This window comes from Bradyrhizobium sp. 61 (assembly GCF_023073075.1).
Classification (GTDB): Bacteria; Pseudomonadota; Alphaproteobacteria; order Rhizobiales; family Xanthobacteraceae; genus Bradyrhizobium; species Bradyrhizobium barranii.
In genome coordinates this window covers 394,399-413,114 of sequence record NZ_JADPIU010000084.1, presented here as the reverse complement: position 1 = coordinate 413,114, position 18,716 = coordinate 394,399, and the positions used below count along the sequence as shown (strand labels likewise).

Genomic DNA, 18,716 nt, shown 5'->3' with positions numbered 1-18,716 from the left:
GGGGCGGGCCTTATGGACGAGCTGATCGGGCGGCTGGCGTCGAACGCCAGCATAGATGGTGCTGTGGCTGAAAAGACCGTCGGCATTATCCTGGGCTTCCTCCGCAGCGAAGGTCCTTCCGAGAACGTCGAAGCGCTGATCGATCAGATTCCCGGTGCAGAAGCGGCGATAGAAGCGTCCAGGAGCGGCGGCGGACTGTCGCGGCTGATGGGCGGCGGCCTGATGGCCGTCGGCACGCGCCTGATGGGCCTGGGACTTGGCATGTCCGAGATTCAGAACGTTGCCCGTGAACTTTTCCGCTACGGCCGAGACAAAATCGGAGCGGATCAGATGGGCAAGATCATCGCGGGGACGCCGGGCCTCAGCCAGTTCGCCTGAGCGACGCTTTTCATATCGAGTATCATGACATATCCGATCTCCGAGATTGAGGGCCTGCCAGCCTTTGCCGCCAACAAATTGAAGGCGCAAGGAATCCGCACGACCGACGCGCTGCTCGAGGCGGCCTCGACCGTGAAGGGTCGCAAGGCGCTCGCCGCCAAGACCGGCATCAGCGAGCAGCAGTTGCTGGAATGGGCCAACGTCTCCGACTACATGCGCATTCCCGGGATGGGCCGGGCCAAGGTCGGCCTCGTCCGCGCCGCCGGCGTCACCACCGTGCGCGAGCTCGCTTATCGGAATCCGGCACGGCTCGCCCAGAGCATGCGGGAAGCCAACGTGAAGAAGAAGCTCGTCCGCATCCTGCCCTCGGAAAAATCGGTCGGCGACATCATCGCCAAGGCGAAGAAGCTGCCGCCGAAGATTACGTATTAGGGCATCTCCCTCGGCATACGACCTGCCGCGTTAGCTCTCGGTGTCATACCCCGCGAAGGCGGGGTATCCAGTACGCTGCGGCTCCTCCGTATCACCGCACGGCCTCGGAATACTGGATTGCCCGCTTTCGCGGGCAATGACAGTGGAGGCGATCGATGCTCCGCGAACACATCGACATTCGCCACCTCCCACCTTGAATCCCCCCTCCCCGACCGCTAAAGCGGGCCGCATGAATGCCTCGCCCTCCCCATCCGTCCCGCCGGCCGGCTCGGCCGGGCCCGACGTGCTGCGGACGCTGCTGGAGCGGCCGATTCCGGCAGTGATGGGCGTGCTCAACGTCGCCCCGGATTCCTTCTCCGACGGCGGCGAGTTTATCGCGCCCGAGCTGGCGCTTGCGCGGGCGCGGGCGATGATCGAGGCCGGCGTCGACATCATCGACATCGGTGCCGAGTCCACCCGGCCCTACACAGGCGCCCGGCCGGTGACGGCGGCGGACGAGCTGGCGCGGCTGAAGCCGGTGTTGTCAGGCGTGGTGGCGCTGGGCGTGCCCGTGTCGATCGACAGCATGAAGGCTGAAGTCGTGGCCTTTGCGCTCGACCAGGGCGCTGCGATCGCCAACGACGTCTGGGGCCTGCAGCGCGACACCGGCATGGCACAGCTCATCGCCGCGCGCGGCGTCCCCGTCATCGTCATGCACAACCGCGAGACCGTCGATTCCGCCATCGACATCGTCGCAGACATGAAGGCGTTCTTCCTGCGCTCGCTCGATATCGCCGCCAAGGCCGGCATTGCGCGCGAAAAAATCGTGCTCGATCCCGGCATCGGCTTCGGCAAGACGGCCGAGCAGAGCATGACCGCGCTGGCGCGGCTGCGCGAATTCGACATGTTCGGCCTGCCGGTCCTGGTCGGCGCTTCGCGCAAGCGCTTCATCGCCTCGGTATCGCCCTCGGAGCCGAAAGAACGGCTCGCCGGCTCGATCGCCGCGCATCTGATCGCCGCACAGCGCGGCGCCAAGATCATCCGGACCCATGACGTCGCCGAGACCTTGCAGGCCCTGCGGGTCGCGAACGCAATCGAGAGCAAGCAATGACCGATACGATCTTCGTCACCGGCCTGTCGATCCACGCCCGCCACGGCGTGATGGATCACGAGACCGAAGTCGGCCAGCGCTTTGTCATCGACCTCGAGCTCTATACCGATTTGTCGGAGCCGTCGCGTAGCGACCGGCTCGCCGATACGGTGTCCTACGCCGAAGTCGTGGCGACCACGACGGCGGCGTTCAAGAACACCAACTACAAGCTGCTGGAGCGGGCGGCCGGCGCGGTCGCCGATGCCATCCTGTCACACTTCCCGCGCATCCGCGCCGTGAAGATCACCGTGCACAAGCCGCATGCGCCGATCGCCGCGATCTTCGACGACGTCGGCATCATGCTGACGCGTTCGCGGCATCCTTGATATGGCGAGCGTGCTGATCGCACTCGGTGGCAATGTCGGCGACGTTCGCACGACATTCCGCAAGGCGATCGCCCATATCTGCGGCATGGCGCAAGCCGCAATGATCGCACGCTCCTCGGACTACGCGACGCCGCCCTGGGGCGACGAGGACCAGGACCCCTTCATCAATGCCTGCGTCGAGATCGAGACCAGCCTCGATCCGCATGCGCTCCTGTTCGTGATGCAGAAGGTCGAGCAGAAATTCGGCCGCACACGGAACAAGGAGCGGCAATGGGGCCCGCGCACGCTCGATCTCGACATGATCGCCTATGACGATGTCAGCTTGCAGAAGCCCGACCTGACCTTGCCGCATCCGCGCCTGTTCGAGCGCGCCTTCGTGCTGGTGCCGCTGGCTGAAATCGCGCCCGACCGCGTGATCTCGGGCATACGTGTGCGTGACGGACTTGCCAGCGTCTCGACGCAAGGCATTGAGCGGCTTCCGGATACCGGTTAACCAAAAACAACCGTTTGCAGCGACGGCCGGCCGTGGCAATTTCGCCTGCGAACAACAAGATTTTTGGGAGCCCTTGGCCGTATGACCTCCGTGACTGACGACCTGCCGCTCGCGGCCGATTTTCCCAAGGCGACCGTCGACGACTGGCGCAAGCTGGTCGACGGCGTGCTGAAGGGCGCGCCGTTCGAGAAGCTGGTCGGCAAGACTTATGACGGCCTCAAGATCGACCCGCTCTATCCCCGCGCCAGGGGCGTTGCGCCCGTGGTGGGACGGCCTGCCGCTGCGCCGTGGCAGATCATGCAGCGGATCGACCATCCCGATGCGGCGCTCGCGAATGCGCAGGCGCTGACCGATCTCGAAAATGGCGCGACGGGGCTCGCGCTGGTGTTCGCCGGCGGCAGTGGCGCTCACGGGTTCGGGCTGGAACCTTCGGCCGATGCGGTCGCCAAGGTCTTCAAGGATATTCATCTCGATGCCGGCATCGGCATCGAGCTCCAGATCGGTCCGCAATCGCGGATGGCGGCGATCCACGTCGCGGAATATGTGAAGAGCAACGGCCTCGATCCCGCCGCCTGCAACATCCGCTTCGGGCTCGATCCGCTCGCGGCTGGCGCGGTGTGGGGTCACAGCCCCTACACATGGGACGAGATCGTTCCGGCCGTCACCGGCGCAATCAAGGGGCTCGCAGCGCTCGGCTTCAAGGGACCGTTCGCGTCCGCCGACGGGCGCTTGATCCACGATGCCGGCGGCTCCGAGGTGCAGGAGCTCGCGTTCGTACTCGCCTGCGGCGTAGCCTATCTGCGCGCGATCGAAGGCGCAGGCGTTCCGCTGGAGCAGGCGCAGGACATGATCTATGCGCGGCTCGCCGCGGATGCCGACCAGTTTTTGACCATGGCAAAATTCCGCGCACTGCGGCTGCTGTGGGCGCGCATCGAGACGGCGTGCGGGCTGACGCCGAAGCCGCTGTTCATTGCCGCCGATACGGCCTGGCGCATGCTGACGCAGCGCGATCCCTACGTGAACATGCTGCGCGCGACCATCGCGACATTCGCGGCCGGGCTCGCCGGCACCAACGCGATCACCGTGCTGCCGCATACGCTGGCGCTCGGGCTACCCGATCCGTTCGCGCGGCGCGTGGCGCGCAACACGCAAGCCCTGCTTCTGGAAGAAAGCAACCTCGCCAAGGTAGGCGATCCCGCCGCCGGCGCGGGCGGCATCGAGACATTGACCGCGCAGCTTTGCGAGGCCGCCTGGGCGCTGTTCCAGGAGAGCGAGAAAGCCGGCGGCGCCTTCGCCGCGCTTCAGCAAGGCCTGTTCCAGAGCAAGGTCGCAGCCGCGCGGAAGGCGCGCGACGCCAACATCGCCAAGCGCCGCGACGTGCTGACAGGCGCCAGCGAGTTTCCCAACCTGCATGAGCGCGAGACGGCCGTGCTCACGGCGACGCCCGTCGCGCTCGCACCCTATGGCGAACAGAAGTACAAGTTCGACGCGCTGCCGCCGATCCGGCTGGCGGAACCGTTCGAGGCGCTACGCGACAAATCCGATGCGGTGCTGAAGGCGCGCGGCGCGCGGCCAACGGTGTTTCTGGCCAATCTCGGCACACCCGCCGATTTCACGGCGCGGGCGACCTTTGCCAAGAGCTTGTTCGAGGCCGGCGGCATCCAGGCAATCGACAGCGAGGGCTTTGCCGATCCGGCCAAACTGGCCGCCGCATTCAAGGCCTCCGGCGCCGAGCTTGCCTGTCTTTGTTCCAGCGACAAGGTCTATCCGGAACACGCCGACGCCGCGGCGAAGGCCCTGCAATCGGCGGGCGCGCGACATATCTATCTGGCAGGCCGTCCGACCGATGCCGAGGCGGCGCTCCGTGCGGCCGGCGTCACGGGTTTTGTCTTCGCCGGAGGCGATGCGCTTGCGACACTGCAAGACGCCTACCGACGGATGGAGCAGGCATGAGCGAGGCGGGCAAACCAGTTTTCACCGGCGGCTGTCAATGCGGCGCGGTGCGCTTTGCGATTTCGGCAACCCCCAACAGGGTTTCGATCTGCCATTGCCGGATGTGCCAGAAGGCGAGCGGCGCGCCGTTCGCGTCCTTCGCCGACATCAACCGGACGGATTTCGCCTGGAGCAAGGGGCAGCCGGCGTTCTTCCGCTCCTCCTCGATCGCTGATCGCGGCTATTGCGCCGCCTGCGGCACGCCGCTGAGCTTTGGCCGCATCGACGGCGACCGGATCGAGATCATGACCGGCGCCTTCGACCGGCCCGACCAGCTGGTGCCGACGCGCCAATACGGAACTGAATCCCGCCTCGGCTGGGTGGTCGGAATCTCCAATTTGCCGAGCCAGACCACGCAACAGAATTACGGGCCGGAGAAGATGGCGACCATCGTCAGCCATCAACATCCGGATCATGATTGAGCGCCTAATGATATGGTTGAAACCATGAGCCGCATTCCTGATTTCGCCGACGTCGCCTTCGAGCGCATCGCTACCGCCGCGCCGTCAGGCAGCGCCGAGCCGTGGCTGACGCCCGAGGGCATTCTGGTGAAGCCCGCCTATGGCGAGGCCGATCTGGCCGGGCTCGATTTCCTCGAGACCTATCCGGGCATCGCGCCCTACCTGCGCGGCCCCTATCCGACAATGTATGTCAACCAGCCCTGGACCGTCAGGCAATATGCCGGCTTCTCCACGGCGGAGGATTCCAACGCGTTCTATCGCCGCAACCTCGCGGCAGGACAGAAGGGCCTCTCGGTCGCCTTCGACCTCGCCACCCATCGCGGCTACGACAGCGACCATCCGCGCGTCGGCGGCGACGTCGGCATGGCCGGTGTTGCCATCGATTCCATCTACGACATGCGCACGCTGTTCGCAGGCATTCCGCTCGACCAGATGAGCGTGTCCATGACCATGAACGGCGCGGTGCTGCCGATCCTCGCGCTCTATGTCGCCGCCGCCGGCGAACAGGGCGTGCCGCCGGAAAAGCTCTCGGGCACCATTCAGAACGACATTCTGAAAGAGTTCATGGTGCGCAACACCTATATCTATCCGCCCACGCCCTCGATGCGGATCATCTCGGACATCTTCGCCTATACCTCCACGAAGATGCCGAAATACAATTCGATCTCGATCTCCGGCTATCACATGCAGGAGGCCGGCGCGACGCAGGACCTCGAGCTCGCCTACACGCTGGCCGACGGCGTCGAATATCTGCGCGCCGGCCTTGCCGCCGGCCTCGACGTCGACCGCTTCGCACCGCGCCTGTCGTTCTTCTGGGCGATCGGCATGAACTTCTTCATGGAAGTCGCCAAGATGCGCGCCGCGCGCCTGCTCTGGGCGAAGCTGCTGAAGCCGTTCAACCCGAAAGACCCGCGCTCGCTGTCGCTGCGCACGCATTGCCAGACCTCGGGCTGGTCCCTGACCGCGCAGGACGTGTTCAACAATGTGATGCGCACGACGGTGGAGGCGATGGCGGCCACCCAAGGCCACACCCAGTCGCTGCACACCAACGCGCTCGACGAGGCCCTCGCCTTGCCGACCGACTTCTCGGCGCGCATCGCCCGCAACACCCAGCTCTTCCTGCAGCAGGAGAGCGGCACCACCCGCATCATCGATCCCTGGGGCGGCTCGTATTACGTCGAGCGGCTGACGCGCGATCTCGCCGCAAAGGCCTGGAGCCACATCCAGGAGGTCGAGGAGCTCGGCGGCATGGCCAAGGCCATCGAGGCCGGCGTGCCAAAGCTGCGCATCGAGGAGGCCTCGGCCAAGACGCAAGCCCGGATCGACGCCGGCAAGCAGGCGGTGATCGGCGTCAACAAGTACAAGCCGACCGACGAGACGCCGATCGACATCCTCAAGGTCGACAACACCAATGTCCGCCGCCTCCAGATCGACAAGCTGACGCGGCTGAAATCCGAGCGCAACCAGACCGACGTCGACGCGGCGCTTGCCGCGCTGACGCGCTCGGCCGGCGAAGGCAACGGCAATCTGCTCGCGCTAGCGATCGACGCGGCACGGGCGAAGGCGACCGTCGGCGAAATCTCGGACGCGATGGAGAAGGTGTTCGGCCGGCACCGCGCCGAGATCAAGTCCATCACCGGCGTCTACAAGCGGGAAGCGTCCAGCATGGGTAACCAGGTCGAGAAGGTTCAGGCGCTGATCGACGCCTTCGAAGAGGCGGAAGGCCGCCGGCCCCGCATCCTGGTCGCCAAGATCGGCCAGGACGGCCACGACCGCGGTCAGAAGGTGATTGCCTCGGCCTTCGCCGATATCGGCTTCGACGTCGACATCGGGCCGTTGTTTGCGACCGCCGACGAAGCTGCGCGGCAGGCGGTCGAGAACGACGTCCACATCCTCGGCGTCTCCTCGCTCGCCGCCGCCCATCTCACCGCAGTGCCTGAACTCAAGGCCGCGCTGAAGAAACAGGGCCGCGACGACATCATGATCATCATCGGCGGCGTGGTGCCGCCGCAGGACTACGACGCGCTCTATGCGGCCGGCGCAGAAGCCATCTTCCCGCCGGGCACGGTGATCGCGGAAGCCGCCGAGGAGCTGATCCGCAAGCTGAATGCCCGGCTCGGGCATAGCGAGGCGGCGGAGTAGATGGTACGCTGGCCGCATCACCGGCCGGATTGTCTCCATGACACGTGATGAGGTCATCGCTGCGATACGCCAGAACGCTGATGCCATCAAAGCCAAGGGCGTGTCGAAGCTCGCCATCCTCGGCACGCGGGACGGCGACGATTATCACCCGCACAGCGACATCGATGTCCTGGTCGAGGTCGAACCGGAGGCCTCTTTCTCGCTGCTCAACCTGATCGACGTCGAGCAGATCATCGAGGATGCGACCGGCCTGCAGGCGCAGGCGACCGTCCGGCGCTCCGCCTCCCCCCACTCTGCGCAGCAGATCGCAGACGACATCCTCGAAATATTCTGACGCTCACGTAAGGAGCACTCCCCTTGAAGTTCATGATCGGTTTGAGCGTCGCCATGGCGCTTAGCGCAACGTGCGTGATCCCGGCCCTCGCGGCGGACCCCAAGCCCGACGCCGTCGTCAAGACCAAGAGCATCGACGCCCGCGTCTTCCTCGACGACAAGATCAAGGCGGATGCATCGCTCGCAGCGGATTGCCTTACAGAAGGCAGGAAGTGGCTCGACAAGAACGCGGCCGAGGCCGCCGCCTCGCGCAAGGAAGATCCGCAGTTCTTCAAGGACGGCGGCTGGGATTTCGAACGCAAATATGCGATCCGCTCCGTTGTCGGCGATCGCTATGTCAGCGTCCTGCGCAACGACTACATGGACACTCATGGCGCGCATCCCAACTCGGACGTGAACACGATCCTGTGGGACAAGAGCGAGCACAAACGCATCTCGATCCGCCCGTTCTTCACCGAGACCGCCGACAACGGAGCGACCATGAAGGCGATGGTGAAGGCCGTGATCGCTTCGCTGAGAGTCGAGAAGAAGAAGCGCGACACCAGCGAGACCGCGACCGACGAGTGGTTCAAGAGCGTCGAGCCGAGCCTGCTCAAGATCGGCGCGGTGACGCTCGCGCCTTCAACCGAAGCGGGCAAGAGTTCCGGGCTCACCTTCCACTATCCGCCTTACGCGGTCGGCCCCTACGCCGAGGGCGAATATGTCGCCTTCGTGCCGTGGGAAACGCTGAAGACCTATCTCACGGCGGAAGGCATGCGCATCTTCGGCGGCGCGCGGCCGAAGGGCGACGCGGAAGAGCCGCAGTGATGATGTTTTGAGCAGCGACACATTGCTCACAGCGCTGTGGTAGCGCTACCTTGCAGCGGCGCCGCAAAGCCGACTAGAATGCCTTCATTGACAAGAGCGCCCGGTGTCACGGGCGCCGCTGGGAGGCATTGATGTCCAAGATTTCGCGCCGCACTTTTGCGGCCTCTTCCGCCGCGATTGCCGCATCCGCCGCATTCGGTCTCACACCCGCACGCGCACAGGCGTATCCGGCCCGGCCGGTCACCGTGATCGTGCCCTGGGGCGCCGGTGGCGGCACCGACGCGACTGCGCGCATTGTCGCAGCCCTTCTGGAAAAGGATCTCGGCCAGCCCTTCAACGTCGTCAACCGCACCGGCGGTTCAGGCGTGGTCGGCCATAGCGCGATCGCGACCGCGCAGCCGGACGGCTATACGATCGGCATGCTCACCGTCGAAATCTCGATGATGCACTGGCAGGGCCTCACCGAGCTGACGCCGAAGAGCTACACGCCGCTGGCGCTGATGAACGAGGACCCGCCCGGCATCCAGGTCTCCTCCTCCTCGCCCTACAAGACCGTCAAGGAGCTCGCCGAAGCCATCAAGGCGGCGCCTCCCGGCAAGTTCAAGGCGTCGGGCACCGGTCAGGGCGGCATCTGGCATCTCGCGCTGGTCGGCTGGATGCAGGCGATGGGCCTGCCCGCCAACCAGGTCGCCTGGGTGCCGTCGAATGGCGCTGCGCCCGCGATGCAGGATCTCGCCGCCGGCGGCCTCGACCTCACGACGTGCTCGGTGCCGGAGGCGCGCGCCATCATCGAGGCGGGCAAGGCAAGGAGCCTTGCCATCATGGCGCCGGCGCGCAACCCGATCTTCAAGGACGTGCCGACGCTGAAGGAGGCGATGGGCATCGACTACGCAACCGGCGCCTGGCGCGGCATCGGCGCACCGAAGAACCTGCCGCCGGAGATCGCAACGAAGCTCACCGCAGCGCTGAAGAAGGTCTACGACTCCGCCGAGTTCAAGGACTTCATGAGCAACCGCGGCTTCGGCACGGTGTGGGGCGATGCCGGTCAGTTCGCAAGCTTCATGGACAAGGGCGACGCCCAGATGGGCGAGGCGATGAAGGCCGCCGGCCTGAGCAAGGCGTGATCTGCACCTGCGATGCTCTGATCGCCTCTCACCGCTTGCGGGGAGAGGCCGGAATTCGCGCGAAGCGCGGGTTCCGGGTGAGAGGGACTCTCCACGAGTCCAATTCTCACCTCCCCCCTGGAGAGCCCCCCTCACCCCAACCCTCTCCCCGCGCGCGGGGAGAGGGAGAATACCTCGCATAGGATTCTCACATGCGTCTTCCCGACTCCGTCACGGGATCGTTTCTCGTCGTGCTCGGCGCGGCGGCTGCCTATGGCGGCTGGATTCTGCCGCCGGTGCCGGGGCAGCCGGTCGGTCCCAACGTATTTCCGCTCGTGATCGGCATCGGGCTCGCGCTGTGCGGGCTCGCGATCGTGTTCGGCATCGGCCATTCCTTCGAGGAGGAGGAAGAGCTGGTCCCGCTCGAGGACGGCCAGGTGGCGGCCGCGCCGCCGCCGCAGGGGAAGCTCTACGGCCTGCGCGCCCTGCTGCCGCCGGCGCTGCTGCTGTTCTACGTCGCCGCCGCCGACCGGCTCGGCTTCATCATCACCGCGGCGATCATGGTCTACGTCACCTCGACCGCGCTCGGGGCGAAGTGGAAGCTGGCGCTGCCGCTCGCGGCGCTGTCGCCCTTCGCCATCCACCTCATCTTCGGCAAGCTGCTGCGCGTGCCGCTCCCCGCCGGCCTGCTGCCGACGCCCTGGTGATCCCATGCTCAAGACCCTCATTGAAGCGTTCGCGCTGATCTCCACCTGGGAGGTCATCATCGCGATGTTCGCAGCCTCCGTGTACGGCCTCGTCATCGGCTCGCTGCCGGGCCTGTCGGCGACGATGGCGACCGCCCTGCTCGTCCCCGTCACCTTCTACCTCTCGCCGATCGCAGCGATCGCAACCATTGTCGCGGCCTCCTCGATGGCGATCTTCTCCGGCGACATCCCCGGCGCGCTGCTGCGCATTCCCGGCACCCCCGCCTCGGCAGCCTATGCCGACGAGGCCTACGCCATGACGCGCAAGGGCCAGGCCGAGCTGGCGCTGGGAGCCGGCGTCTGGTTCTCCGCCGTCGGCGGCATCGCCGGCGTGCTGTCGCTGATGATCCTGGCGCCGCCGCTCGCCGAGATCGCGCTGTCGTTCTCGACCTTCGAATATTTCTGGCTGGCGCTGCTCGGCCTGATGTGCGCCACTTTGGTTGCGCGCTCGTCGCCGGTGAAGGCGATCGCGGGCATGTTCCTCGGCCTGCTCGTGTCCTGCATCGGCATCGAGAACCCCGGCGGCGTGCCGCGCTTCACCTTCGGCATCACCGATTTGTTCGGCGGCATCGAGCCGATCCCGGCGCTGGTCGGCGTGTTCGCGGTGGCACAGGTGATGCGCGCGATGCTGACGCCCGAGCCGCCGCCGCTGCCGCGGCGAAAATTCGGAAGCATCATGGCCGGCCAGTGGAAGCTGACCAAGAAATATCACTGGCAGATGACGCGTGGAAACATCATCGGCATCATCATCGGCGTGCTGCCCGGCGCCGGCGCCGACATGGCCGCCTGGGTCTCCTACGCGATGTCGAAACGCTTCTCGAAGGAGCCGGAGAAATTCGGCACCGGCCACGTCGAGGGCCTGGTCGAGGCCGGCGCCAGCAACAACGCCAGCATCGCCTCGGGCTGGGTGCCCTCGCTGCTGTTCGGCATCCCCGGTGACACCATCGCCGCGATCGCGATCGGCGTGCTCTACATGAAGGGCCTCAATCCCGGCCCGACGCTGTTCACCGAGAAGGCGTCGAGCATGTACGCGATCTATCTGATGTTCATCATCGCGAACATTTTGATGATCCCGCTCGGCATCGCCATGATCCGGATCGCCGCCTACATCCTGCTGGCGCCGCGCTCCGCCATCATGCCGATCATCATGCTGTGCTGCGCGGTCGGCTCGTTCGCGATCGGCAACAACATGTTCGGCGTCGTCACCGTCGCCGCCTTCGGCATCATCGGCTATGTTATGGAGGCGAACGGCTATCCGGTGGCCGCGATGGTACTCGGCATCGTCATGGGCACCATGGTCGAGCAGGCCTTCGTGACCTCGCTGATCAAGTCGGACGGCAGTATCCTGCCGTTCTTCGAGCGGCCCGTCGCGGCGATCCTCGCCGCCATGGCGATCGGCGCGCTGCTCTGGCCGGTGCTGGTGTGGATCTGGCGCAAGGTGAAGCCGGTGCAGACGGCAGCGGCAACGACTCGGTGATATCGGGCGAGCGGCCCTCGCCTGCCCCGCCGGAGCGTTGTAAAGCAGGGCATGACTGAGAAGAAGGCCTCGCTGGACATCAAAACCCTCGCCCGCGACTTGCGCTCCGGCAGTCGCGCAGCCCTCGCCCGCGCCATCACGCTGGTGGAAAGCCGGCGCAGCGACCATCAGGCGCTGGCGCGCGAACTGGTGCAGAAGTTGCTGCCCGACACCGGCAAGGCGGTTCGGGTCGGCATCACCGGCTCGCCCGGCGTCGGTAAGTCCACCACCATCGATGTGCTCGGGACGTATCTCATCGAGCAGGGAAACAAGGTCGCGGTGCTCGCGGTCGATCCGTCCTCGGCACGCAGCGGCGGATCGATCCTTGGCGACAAGACGCGGATGGCGCGGCTGTCGGCCTCCGACGACGCCTTCATCCGTCCCTCGCCATCGTCAGGCACGCTCGGCGGCGTCGCCGCCAAGACGCGCGAGGCCATGCTGTTGTGCGAGGCCGCCGGCTTCGACGTCGTGCTGGTCGAGACCGTCGGCATCGGCCAGTCCGAGACCGCAGTCTGTGACATGACCGATTTTTTCCTCGCACTGATGCTGCCGGGCGGCGGCGACGAGCTGCAAGGCATCAAGAAGGGCCTGGTCGAGCTCGCCGACATGATCGCGATCAACAAGGCCGACGGCGACAATCTCAAGCGCGCCAACATCACCGCCGCCGACTATCGCGGCGCACTGCATATTTTGGCGCCGCGGTCCGAGCATTGGCACCCGCCGGTCGAGACCTATTCGGCGCTGACCGGCGACGGGATCGCAAAACTCTGGCAGAAGGTTCTGGATCACCGCAAGGCGATGAACGCGTCCGGCGATTTCGCTGCACGGCGGCGCGAGCAGCAGGTGAAGTGGATGTGGTCGATGCTGGAGCAGCGCATGCTGGCGCGGCTGCGCAGCGAGGCGTCGGTGCGGACCAAGGTCAGGAAGATCGAGGCTGAGGTGGCCGAAGGCCATCTCACGCCGGCACTCGCCGCCGAGCAGATTTTGGAGTTGCTGCAATGAGCGAAAAGCTCCGCATTCTCCTCACCGGCTTCGGACCGTTTCCCGGCGCGCCCTATAACCCGACCCAGCCGCTGGTCGCGCGGCTGGCGCAATTGCGCCGGCCGGCCCTCGACGATGTCTCGCTCGCGAGCCACATCTTCCCAGTCACCTATGCCGCGGTCGACCGGCAATTGCCTGATGTGCTCGCGAAGCAGAAGCCGGATGCGCTGCTGATGTTCGGCCTCGCCGCGCGCACGCCTTACCTGCGCATCGAGACCCGCGCGCGCAATGCCGTCACCATGCTCTGGCCCGATGCCGCCAACACCCGCTCCAGCAAGCGCGGCATCGCCGGCCATGCGGACGCGATGACGTTCGGTCCGCACACGGCAAGGCTGCTGCGCGCCGCGCGCCTCACCGGCATCGACGCGCGCGCCTCGCGCGATGCCGGCGCCTATCTCTGCAATTATCTGAGCTGGCGCGCGATCGAGAATGTGAGGGCGGGCGGACCGCAGCTTGCGGCGTTCATCCACATTCCCCTGCTCGCGCGCAGCGGCGCGGTGCGGCGCAAGGGCGCAGCCCGGATTACGCTCGACGAGTTGGTTGATGCCGGCGAGGCCATGCTGATGGAGATGGTGGGATTGGCAAGGAAGCAGCGGAACACTCAGATTTCGTAGGGTGGGCAAAGGCGCGTAGCGCCGTGCCCACCAAACATCCGCATTCGTGTAACAATGGTGGGCACGCTACGCTTTGCCCACCCTACGGCACCTTGCTCTGGGTAAACATTTAACCCTACCGCGAACAATCCTCACCGTCCCAGCCACCCTGCGCTACCTAGTCGGTCGCGGACCTCCCGCGTCCGCCGAAGGATGCGTCATGGACCTCAATCGCCGTCATCTCATCGGAGCTTCGACCGCAGGCATCGCGGGCGCCCTCGCCATGCCGGCCGACGCCGCGCGCGCGGCGCCGCTGACATCCCTGCTCGGCCGCGATGCCACGCAATACGGCGTGCGGCCCGCCAGCAGCGACGACCAGACCCGCGTGCTCCAGCGCGCCATCGACGACGCTGCGCGGGCCCAGATGCCGCTGGCGCTGCCACCCGGCATCTATCGCAGCGGATTGCTGCGGTTGCCGAATGGCGCCCAGCTGATCGGCGTGCGCGGCGCGACAAAAATCATCTTCACCGGCGGGGCCGCAGCGATCCAGAGCGACGGGTCGGACTCGATCGGCCTGACCGGCATCGGCTTCGACGGCGGCGGCATTCCGCTGCCGACGCGGCGCGGACTGATCCATGTCCTCGGCGGGCGTGACGTCCGCATCACCGATTGCGAGATCGCCGGATCCGGCGGCAGCGGCATCTGGCTCGAGCAGGTGTCCGGCGACATCTCCGGCAACATCTTCACCAACATCGCGGTGACGGCGGTGGTCTCGTTCGACGCGAGAGGCCTCAGCGTCTCGCGCAACACCATCATCGGCACCAACGACAACGGCATCGAGATCCTGCGCACCGCAATCGGCGACGACGGCACGCTGGTCACCGATAACCGCATCGAGGACATCAAGGCCGGTCCCGGCGGCTCGGGCCAGTACGGCAACGCCATCAACGCGTTTCGCGCCGGCAATGTGATCGTGCGCGGCAATCGCATCAGGAACTGCGATTACTCGGCGGTGCGCGGCAATTCGGCCTCGAACATCCACATATCAGGCAACAGCGTCAGCGACGTGCGCGAGGTCGCGCTCTATTCGGAGTTTTCGTTCGAAGCCGCGATTATCGCCAACAACACGGTCGATGGTGCCGCCGTCGGCGTCTCGGTCTGCAATTTCAACGAAGGCGGCCGCATCGCGGTGGTCCAGGGCAACATCATCCGCAATCTGATCCCGAAGCGGCCGATCGGCACCGCCCCCGACGACGATGCCGGTGTCGGCATCTACATCGAGGCTGACAGCTCCGTGACCGGCAATGTGATCGAGAACGCGCCGTCCTATGGCATCGTCGCCGGCTGGGGCAAATATCTGCGCGACGTCGCGATCACGGGCAATGTGATCCGCAAGGCGCTGGCCGGCGTCGGCGTCTCCGTGGTGTCCGGCGCAGGCACCGCGCTCGTCAACAACAACATGATCTCGGAAACCCCGCGCGGCGCCGTGGTCGGGCTCGATCACGCCCGTGCAGTGACGTCGGATCTGTCGGCCGACGGCGCACAGCGCTTCGCACAGCTGATGGTCGGCGGCAATGCGGTGCGGCGGTAGCTGCGCCGTTGGCAGACGGGCCGCACATCCTTCGAGGCTCCCCACGCGGCGCATTGCGCCACGTGTCTCGCACCTCAGGATGACGGGGCGAGAGGCGGAGCTTGGGTTCGACAACGTCACGCTGTTCGACGACACACTCAAAAGTTGCTCCGCTAAGCATTGACAACAAGCACAGCGCCGTCATCCTGAGGTGCGAGCCGTGCGGTGCGGAGCAGCGCACGGGGAGCCTCGAAGGATGATGTTGTGGGCATCTATGTCTACATGCTGCGGTGTGCGGATGGCTCCTTCTATATCGGGAGCGCTACCGGCGAGGACGTGTCGAGACGCGTCGACGAACACAATGCCGGTGCCTATCCGGGATACACCTATTCGAGACGGCCAGTGATCCTGATGTGGTCGGAGTATTTCGATCGGATCACCGACGGCATTGCGGCTGAGCGACAGCTCAAGGGGTGGAGTCGCGCCAAGAAGGAGGCGCTCATTCGCTCGGATTGGGGATCGGTAAGCCAGCTTGCGCGGCGGCGGGCGGGGGCGCCGAGGTCCAAGAAGTAAGCGTCAGCGCGGCGGCAGACGGGCCGCGCATCCTTCGAGGCTCCCCACGCGGCGCATTGCGCCACGTGTCTCGCGCCTCAGGATGACGGCGCAAGAAGTCGCGGCGACCGTCTTGAATGTCCGCCTTAAAACGCGTTCCTCAGCAGCGGGTACTTCGCTTGCAGGCCGTCGAGGCTGAAGGTGAATTCGACGACGCGCTCGGGTGCGGCGACGATTTCGGCGGCGGGCGGGGCGAACTGCGGCAGAAGCGTTGCCATTGCAGCAGGCGTGGCGGGGGGCGCCTTCACGGCAGGTGCGGCGAACGCCGCCTTCACGGCAGGCGTGGTGAACGCCGCCATTGCGGCAGGCGCGGCGACCGGCGACCTCACAGGGGGTGCGGTGAGTGGCGCCCGCACAGCGGGAGCCTTGAGCGGAGCGACCGCGGCGGGCGCAGTGAACAATGCCACCGTAGCAGGCGTCGCTCGCGGCGCGAGCGGGGCTTCGGTGATTTCGGCAAGGACCTCCGGCTTGGGCGCGAGCCTGGCCGGGACGGCGGTCTCCGCGGCGATGTGGACGGCCTTCGGCCGCACGGTCTGCGCCTGTTGGTCGCGCGGAAACACGCGGGGCATGGTCGCCGGCGACCAGCCGAATACGGGCGAGACACTCGCGGCCGCCGCGGCCACGTCACTACCGGTCGCGAGCGCGCGCCAGGTCTGGACGGCGCGCTTGGCTTCCTGGATGTTTTCGAGGAATGCGATCTCGGAGTGATAGCGTCGCCACCGTCCGGTCTCGAACATTTCGGAGAGATGTTCCAGCCGCTGCTCGGCGAGAGCGCACCAGCGTGCCGCAATGTCGCGGCCACGCGCCACGTCGCGAACAGCCTCTTGGCGATGTGTCATAAACCAGCCCGTTGGGAGAAAAATACGGACGCGACGCAACGCACACGAATCAATTTAGACGCGACATGAATATTTTGTGGAAAAGTTTTGACTTGTCCAGCAACGACACGCCGGTCGTCGTCAATCACCGTAGTCGTGCGGACAATTGCTGTGTTTTCGAGTCAAGCTTCGCACAAGCATAACCGGACTGCGGGGCGACTCGCGGACGCCGACAAGGGGCGCCGCCACGTTCGCTCAACCGGAAGCTGATCGCGCCGAGCGGTTCAAGAAATCAGACGCCTGAAAAGAAAAGACCCGTCCGGGGGGACAACCGGACGGGTCGAGCCATATGGGCGCTTGGGGTGGATGGGCGCTCGCGCCTGATATGACTTATGGGGAGGGATGACCGCTCCCACATAATTTGGTCGTGGCAGCCGGCTGAACGTTCAATGCGGCGTTCGATTTCTTGGCCCTCGCACGGCGCGCAAAGTTGTCGCAGCCGCTATCGCGTCGCCGGCCTATCCACCTGAGAAATCGTGGATTTATCGTCTGCACTCGACAGCGAGGGTTGTTCGATCGCGCGGATGCCAGGCTCGTCGCGACGCTTCTCGGCATCTTCACGTTTTGTTGTACCGGACGCAGCCGCAACAGGCGTCGCGCTGTCGGCGGGAACGGCCATCACCGCGGCAAACGCGTCGGCCTCACCGTCGCCGAAGAGATCATCACGGCCGGGTGAGCCGAGGTCGCGCGCGGTCTTCGCCAGCGTCATACGCAGCGCCTCCGGCTTGAGCGTGTAATTGCGCTCGAGCAGCAGCGCGGCGACGCCGGAGATATAGGCGGCCGAGAACGAGGTCCCCGAGGTCATCTGGTACTTGCCGTCGGGCGCCGGCAGGAAGATGTCGACGCCGGGCGCGGCCAGCGCGATGTAATTGCCGCGGTTGGACGCCGAGAACAGCTTGTCCTGCTGGTCGGTCGCGCTGACCGCGATCACGTTGGGATTGGCGGCCGGATAGAGCGGCGGCGATTTGGCGCCGGCATTGCCGGCGGCCGCGATCAGCACCAGCCCGCGGGCGGCGGCCGCCGCGATGGCGCGCTCGATCACGGCGTCCTTCGGACCGGCAAAGCTCATATTGACGATCTGCGCGCCGTGCTCGGCGGCGTAATTCAGCGAGCGCAGGACGATGTAGGACGAGCTCTGGGCTCCACCCGTCGAGCCGCCAAAGGCGCGGATGGCGATGATGCGCGCCTCGGGCGCGCTGCCCATCAGCTTGGCATGCGCCACGATGGCGCCGGCAATGCCGGTGCCATGGACATGCGGGCCCTCGGCGCTGCCGAGCGCATCAAAGTTGTCGGCGATGGAATGGGCGAGCTCGGGATGTTGGGCGTCGATTCCGGAGTCGATCACGGCAACCGTCACGTTGGCACCGTGCGCCAGCGTATGCGCTTGCGGCAGGCGCAGCCTGGCCAGCGCATATTGCGCGGGATCGCCCTCGGTCGGCACCGACGATTTCTGATCCTGGAGCACGTAGCGGAAGTTCGGCTGGACCGAGCGCACGCTGCCGTCGGCGGCGAACTCACGCCGCACCGTCTCGGAAGGCCGGCCGTCCGTGATGCGGAACAGGCCGAACGTCGCCCCGATCAGCGGGAAATTCTCGGATGAGACACGCGTCAAGCCGTGGCGACGCGCAAGCTCGTCGGCTTCGGTCGCCGACAGCGCGCCGTCGATCTCGGCCACGAATTCGTTGGCGAAGGTGCGCAAGTCGACGGCGGCCGGCGTGCTGTTGCCCCGCCCCTTGCCGGCGCTCTTCTTGCCCGATTTGCCCGCGCCATCGCCGCCTGCGCCCGGCTGCGCCAGGCATTCGCCGTCGGCGTCGCGATAGGGGGCGGTGCAGGCCGGGTACAGGTTCGGCGAATAGCGCGCATAGGGCAGCACCGGTCTCATCCGCGCCGTGGTGGTGGTACGCGGGATAGCAGGGATAGAACGCGGGCCGGGGCCGACGCCGACAGCCCGCGCACCAACACCGGGGCTGACGCGCGCGGCGATGCTGGGCGAGATGGTCGGGGTGCGCGTGGGGACGCTGATCGTCGGCGTGCGCATGATCGCCTGCGCCTGCGCAACCTCGACGCCGAGACCGGCGAGCAGGAGTGCAGCTCCGACCGATGAAGCGTAGGCCCCGGCTCGCGACTTACTCTCGGACTTGCGCGTCATCGGTGCAGCGGCGCC

General features: G+C 66.2%; 19 protein-coding genes. 17 read left to right on the top strand and 2 right to left on the bottom strand.

The window, feature by feature from the left end:
- Window positions 1-12: 12 nt before the first annotated feature.
- The 17 genes from IVB46_RS35360 to IVB46_RS35280 all read left to right on the top strand — a co-directional run bounded on the left by IVB46_RS35360 (window position 13) and on the right by IVB46_RS35280 (window position 15,635).
- Window positions 13-378 carry a hypothetical protein gene (locus IVB46_RS35360; protein WP_063984593.1) on the top strand — a complete coding sequence of 122 codons (366 nt, stop codon included), beginning with the start codon at window positions 13-15 and terminating at the stop codon, window positions 376-378.
- A 24-nt stretch (window positions 379-402) separates the two neighbouring features.
- Complete coding sequence (locus IVB46_RS35355) at window positions 403-810, top strand: DUF4332 domain-containing protein (RefSeq protein WP_071915663.1); 408 nt, start codon at window positions 403-405, stop codon at window positions 808-810.
- Window positions 811-1,039: 229 nt separating this feature from the next.
- The gene (folP, locus tag IVB46_RS35350) at window positions 1,040-1,900 is read left to right on the top strand and encodes a dihydropteroate synthase (RefSeq protein ID WP_247344603.1); all 861 of its coding nucleotides are present in this window, start codon (window positions 1,040-1,042) and stop codon (window positions 1,898-1,900) included.
- On the top strand, window positions 1,897-2,265 hold the full coding sequence (gene folB, locus IVB46_RS35345) for a dihydroneopterin aldolase (RefSeq protein WP_008553485.1): 369 nt from the start codon (window positions 1,897-1,899) through the stop codon (window positions 2,263-2,265). Before folP ends, folB begins: the two co-directional genes overlap by 4 nt.
- A gap of 1 nt (window position 2,266) precedes the next feature.
- On the top strand, window positions 2,267-2,758 hold the full coding sequence (gene folK / locus IVB46_RS35340; RefSeq protein WP_208085740.1) for a 2-amino-4-hydroxy-6-hydroxymethyldihydropteridine diphosphokinase: 492 nt from the start codon (window positions 2,267-2,269) through the stop codon (window positions 2,756-2,758).
- 81 nt (window positions 2,759-2,839) lie between these two features.
- The gene (locus IVB46_RS35335; protein WP_247344600.1) at window positions 2,840-4,711 is read left to right on the top strand and encodes a methylmalonyl-CoA mutase family protein; all 1,872 of its coding nucleotides are present in this window, start codon (window positions 2,840-2,842) and stop codon (window positions 4,709-4,711) included.
- A complete protein-coding gene (locus IVB46_RS35330) occupies window positions 4,708-5,172 on the top strand; it encodes a GFA family protein (RefSeq protein ID WP_063984598.1) in 465 nt (154 codons plus the stop codon). Before IVB46_RS35335 ends, IVB46_RS35330 begins: the two co-directional genes overlap by 4 nt.
- 24 nt (window positions 5,173-5,196) lie before the next feature.
- Entirely contained in the window at window positions 5,197-7,353 is a 2,157-nt protein-coding gene (scpA, locus tag IVB46_RS35325) for a methylmalonyl-CoA mutase (RefSeq protein WP_247308363.1), read from the top strand.
- Between the two features lie 37 nt (window positions 7,354-7,390).
- Window positions 7,391-7,687, top strand: coding sequence for a nucleotidyltransferase domain-containing protein (locus IVB46_RS35320; RefSeq protein ID WP_247308352.1), 297 nt, complete (start codon window positions 7,391-7,393; stop codon window positions 7,685-7,687).
- A gap of 32 nt (window positions 7,688-7,719) precedes the next feature.
- On the top strand, window positions 7,720-8,493 hold the full coding sequence (locus IVB46_RS35315) for an RsiV family protein (protein ID WP_247309097.1): 774 nt from the start codon (window positions 7,720-7,722) through the stop codon (window positions 8,491-8,493).
- 131 nt (window positions 8,494-8,624) lie between these two features.
- The gene (locus IVB46_RS35310; RefSeq protein ID WP_028146998.1) at window positions 8,625-9,617 is read left to right on the top strand and encodes a tripartite tricarboxylate transporter substrate binding protein; all 993 of its coding nucleotides are present in this window, start codon (window positions 8,625-8,627) and stop codon (window positions 9,615-9,617) included.
- Between the two features lie 191 nt (window positions 9,618-9,808).
- A complete protein-coding gene (locus IVB46_RS35305) occupies window positions 9,809-10,303 on the top strand; it encodes a tripartite tricarboxylate transporter TctB family protein (RefSeq protein WP_039151132.1) in 495 nt (164 codons plus the stop codon).
- Window positions 10,304-10,307: 4 nt separating this feature from the next.
- Entirely contained in the window at window positions 10,308-11,819 is a 1,512-nt protein-coding gene (locus tag IVB46_RS35300) for a tripartite tricarboxylate transporter permease (RefSeq protein WP_208085735.1), read from the top strand.
- A 51-nt stretch (window positions 11,820-11,870) separates the two neighbouring features.
- Complete coding sequence (meaB, locus tag IVB46_RS35295) at window positions 11,871-12,860, top strand: methylmalonyl Co-A mutase-associated GTPase MeaB (protein ID WP_247308343.1); 990 nt, start codon at window positions 11,871-11,873, stop codon at window positions 12,858-12,860.
- A complete protein-coding gene (locus IVB46_RS35290) occupies window positions 12,857-13,513 on the top strand; it encodes a pyroglutamyl-peptidase I (RefSeq protein WP_247308341.1) in 657 nt (218 codons plus the stop codon). The genes meaB and IVB46_RS35290 overlap by 4 nt, the downstream gene beginning before the upstream one ends.
- Before the next feature lie 199 nt (window positions 13,514-13,712).
- A complete protein-coding gene (locus tag IVB46_RS35285; protein ID WP_247308339.1) occupies window positions 13,713-15,083 on the top strand; it encodes a TIGR03808 family TAT-translocated repetitive protein in 1,371 nt (456 codons plus the stop codon).
- A gap of 243 nt (window positions 15,084-15,326) precedes the next feature.
- Window positions 15,327-15,635, top strand: coding sequence for a GIY-YIG nuclease family protein (locus tag IVB46_RS35280; RefSeq protein WP_247308337.1), 309 nt, complete (start codon window positions 15,327-15,329; stop codon window positions 15,633-15,635).
- A gap of 125 nt (window positions 15,636-15,760) precedes the next feature.
- Here IVB46_RS35280 and IVB46_RS35275 read toward each other — a convergent pair whose 3' ends face one another.
- Entirely contained in the window at window positions 15,761-16,483 is a 723-nt protein-coding gene (locus IVB46_RS35275; protein WP_247309095.1) for a TIGR03809 family protein, read from the bottom strand.
- Between the two features lie 511 nt (window positions 16,484-16,994).
- Entirely contained in the window at window positions 16,995-18,701 is a 1,707-nt protein-coding gene (locus IVB46_RS35270) for a S8 family serine peptidase (protein WP_247308335.1), read from the bottom strand.
- Between the last annotated feature and the right edge of the window lie 15 nt (window positions 18,702-18,716).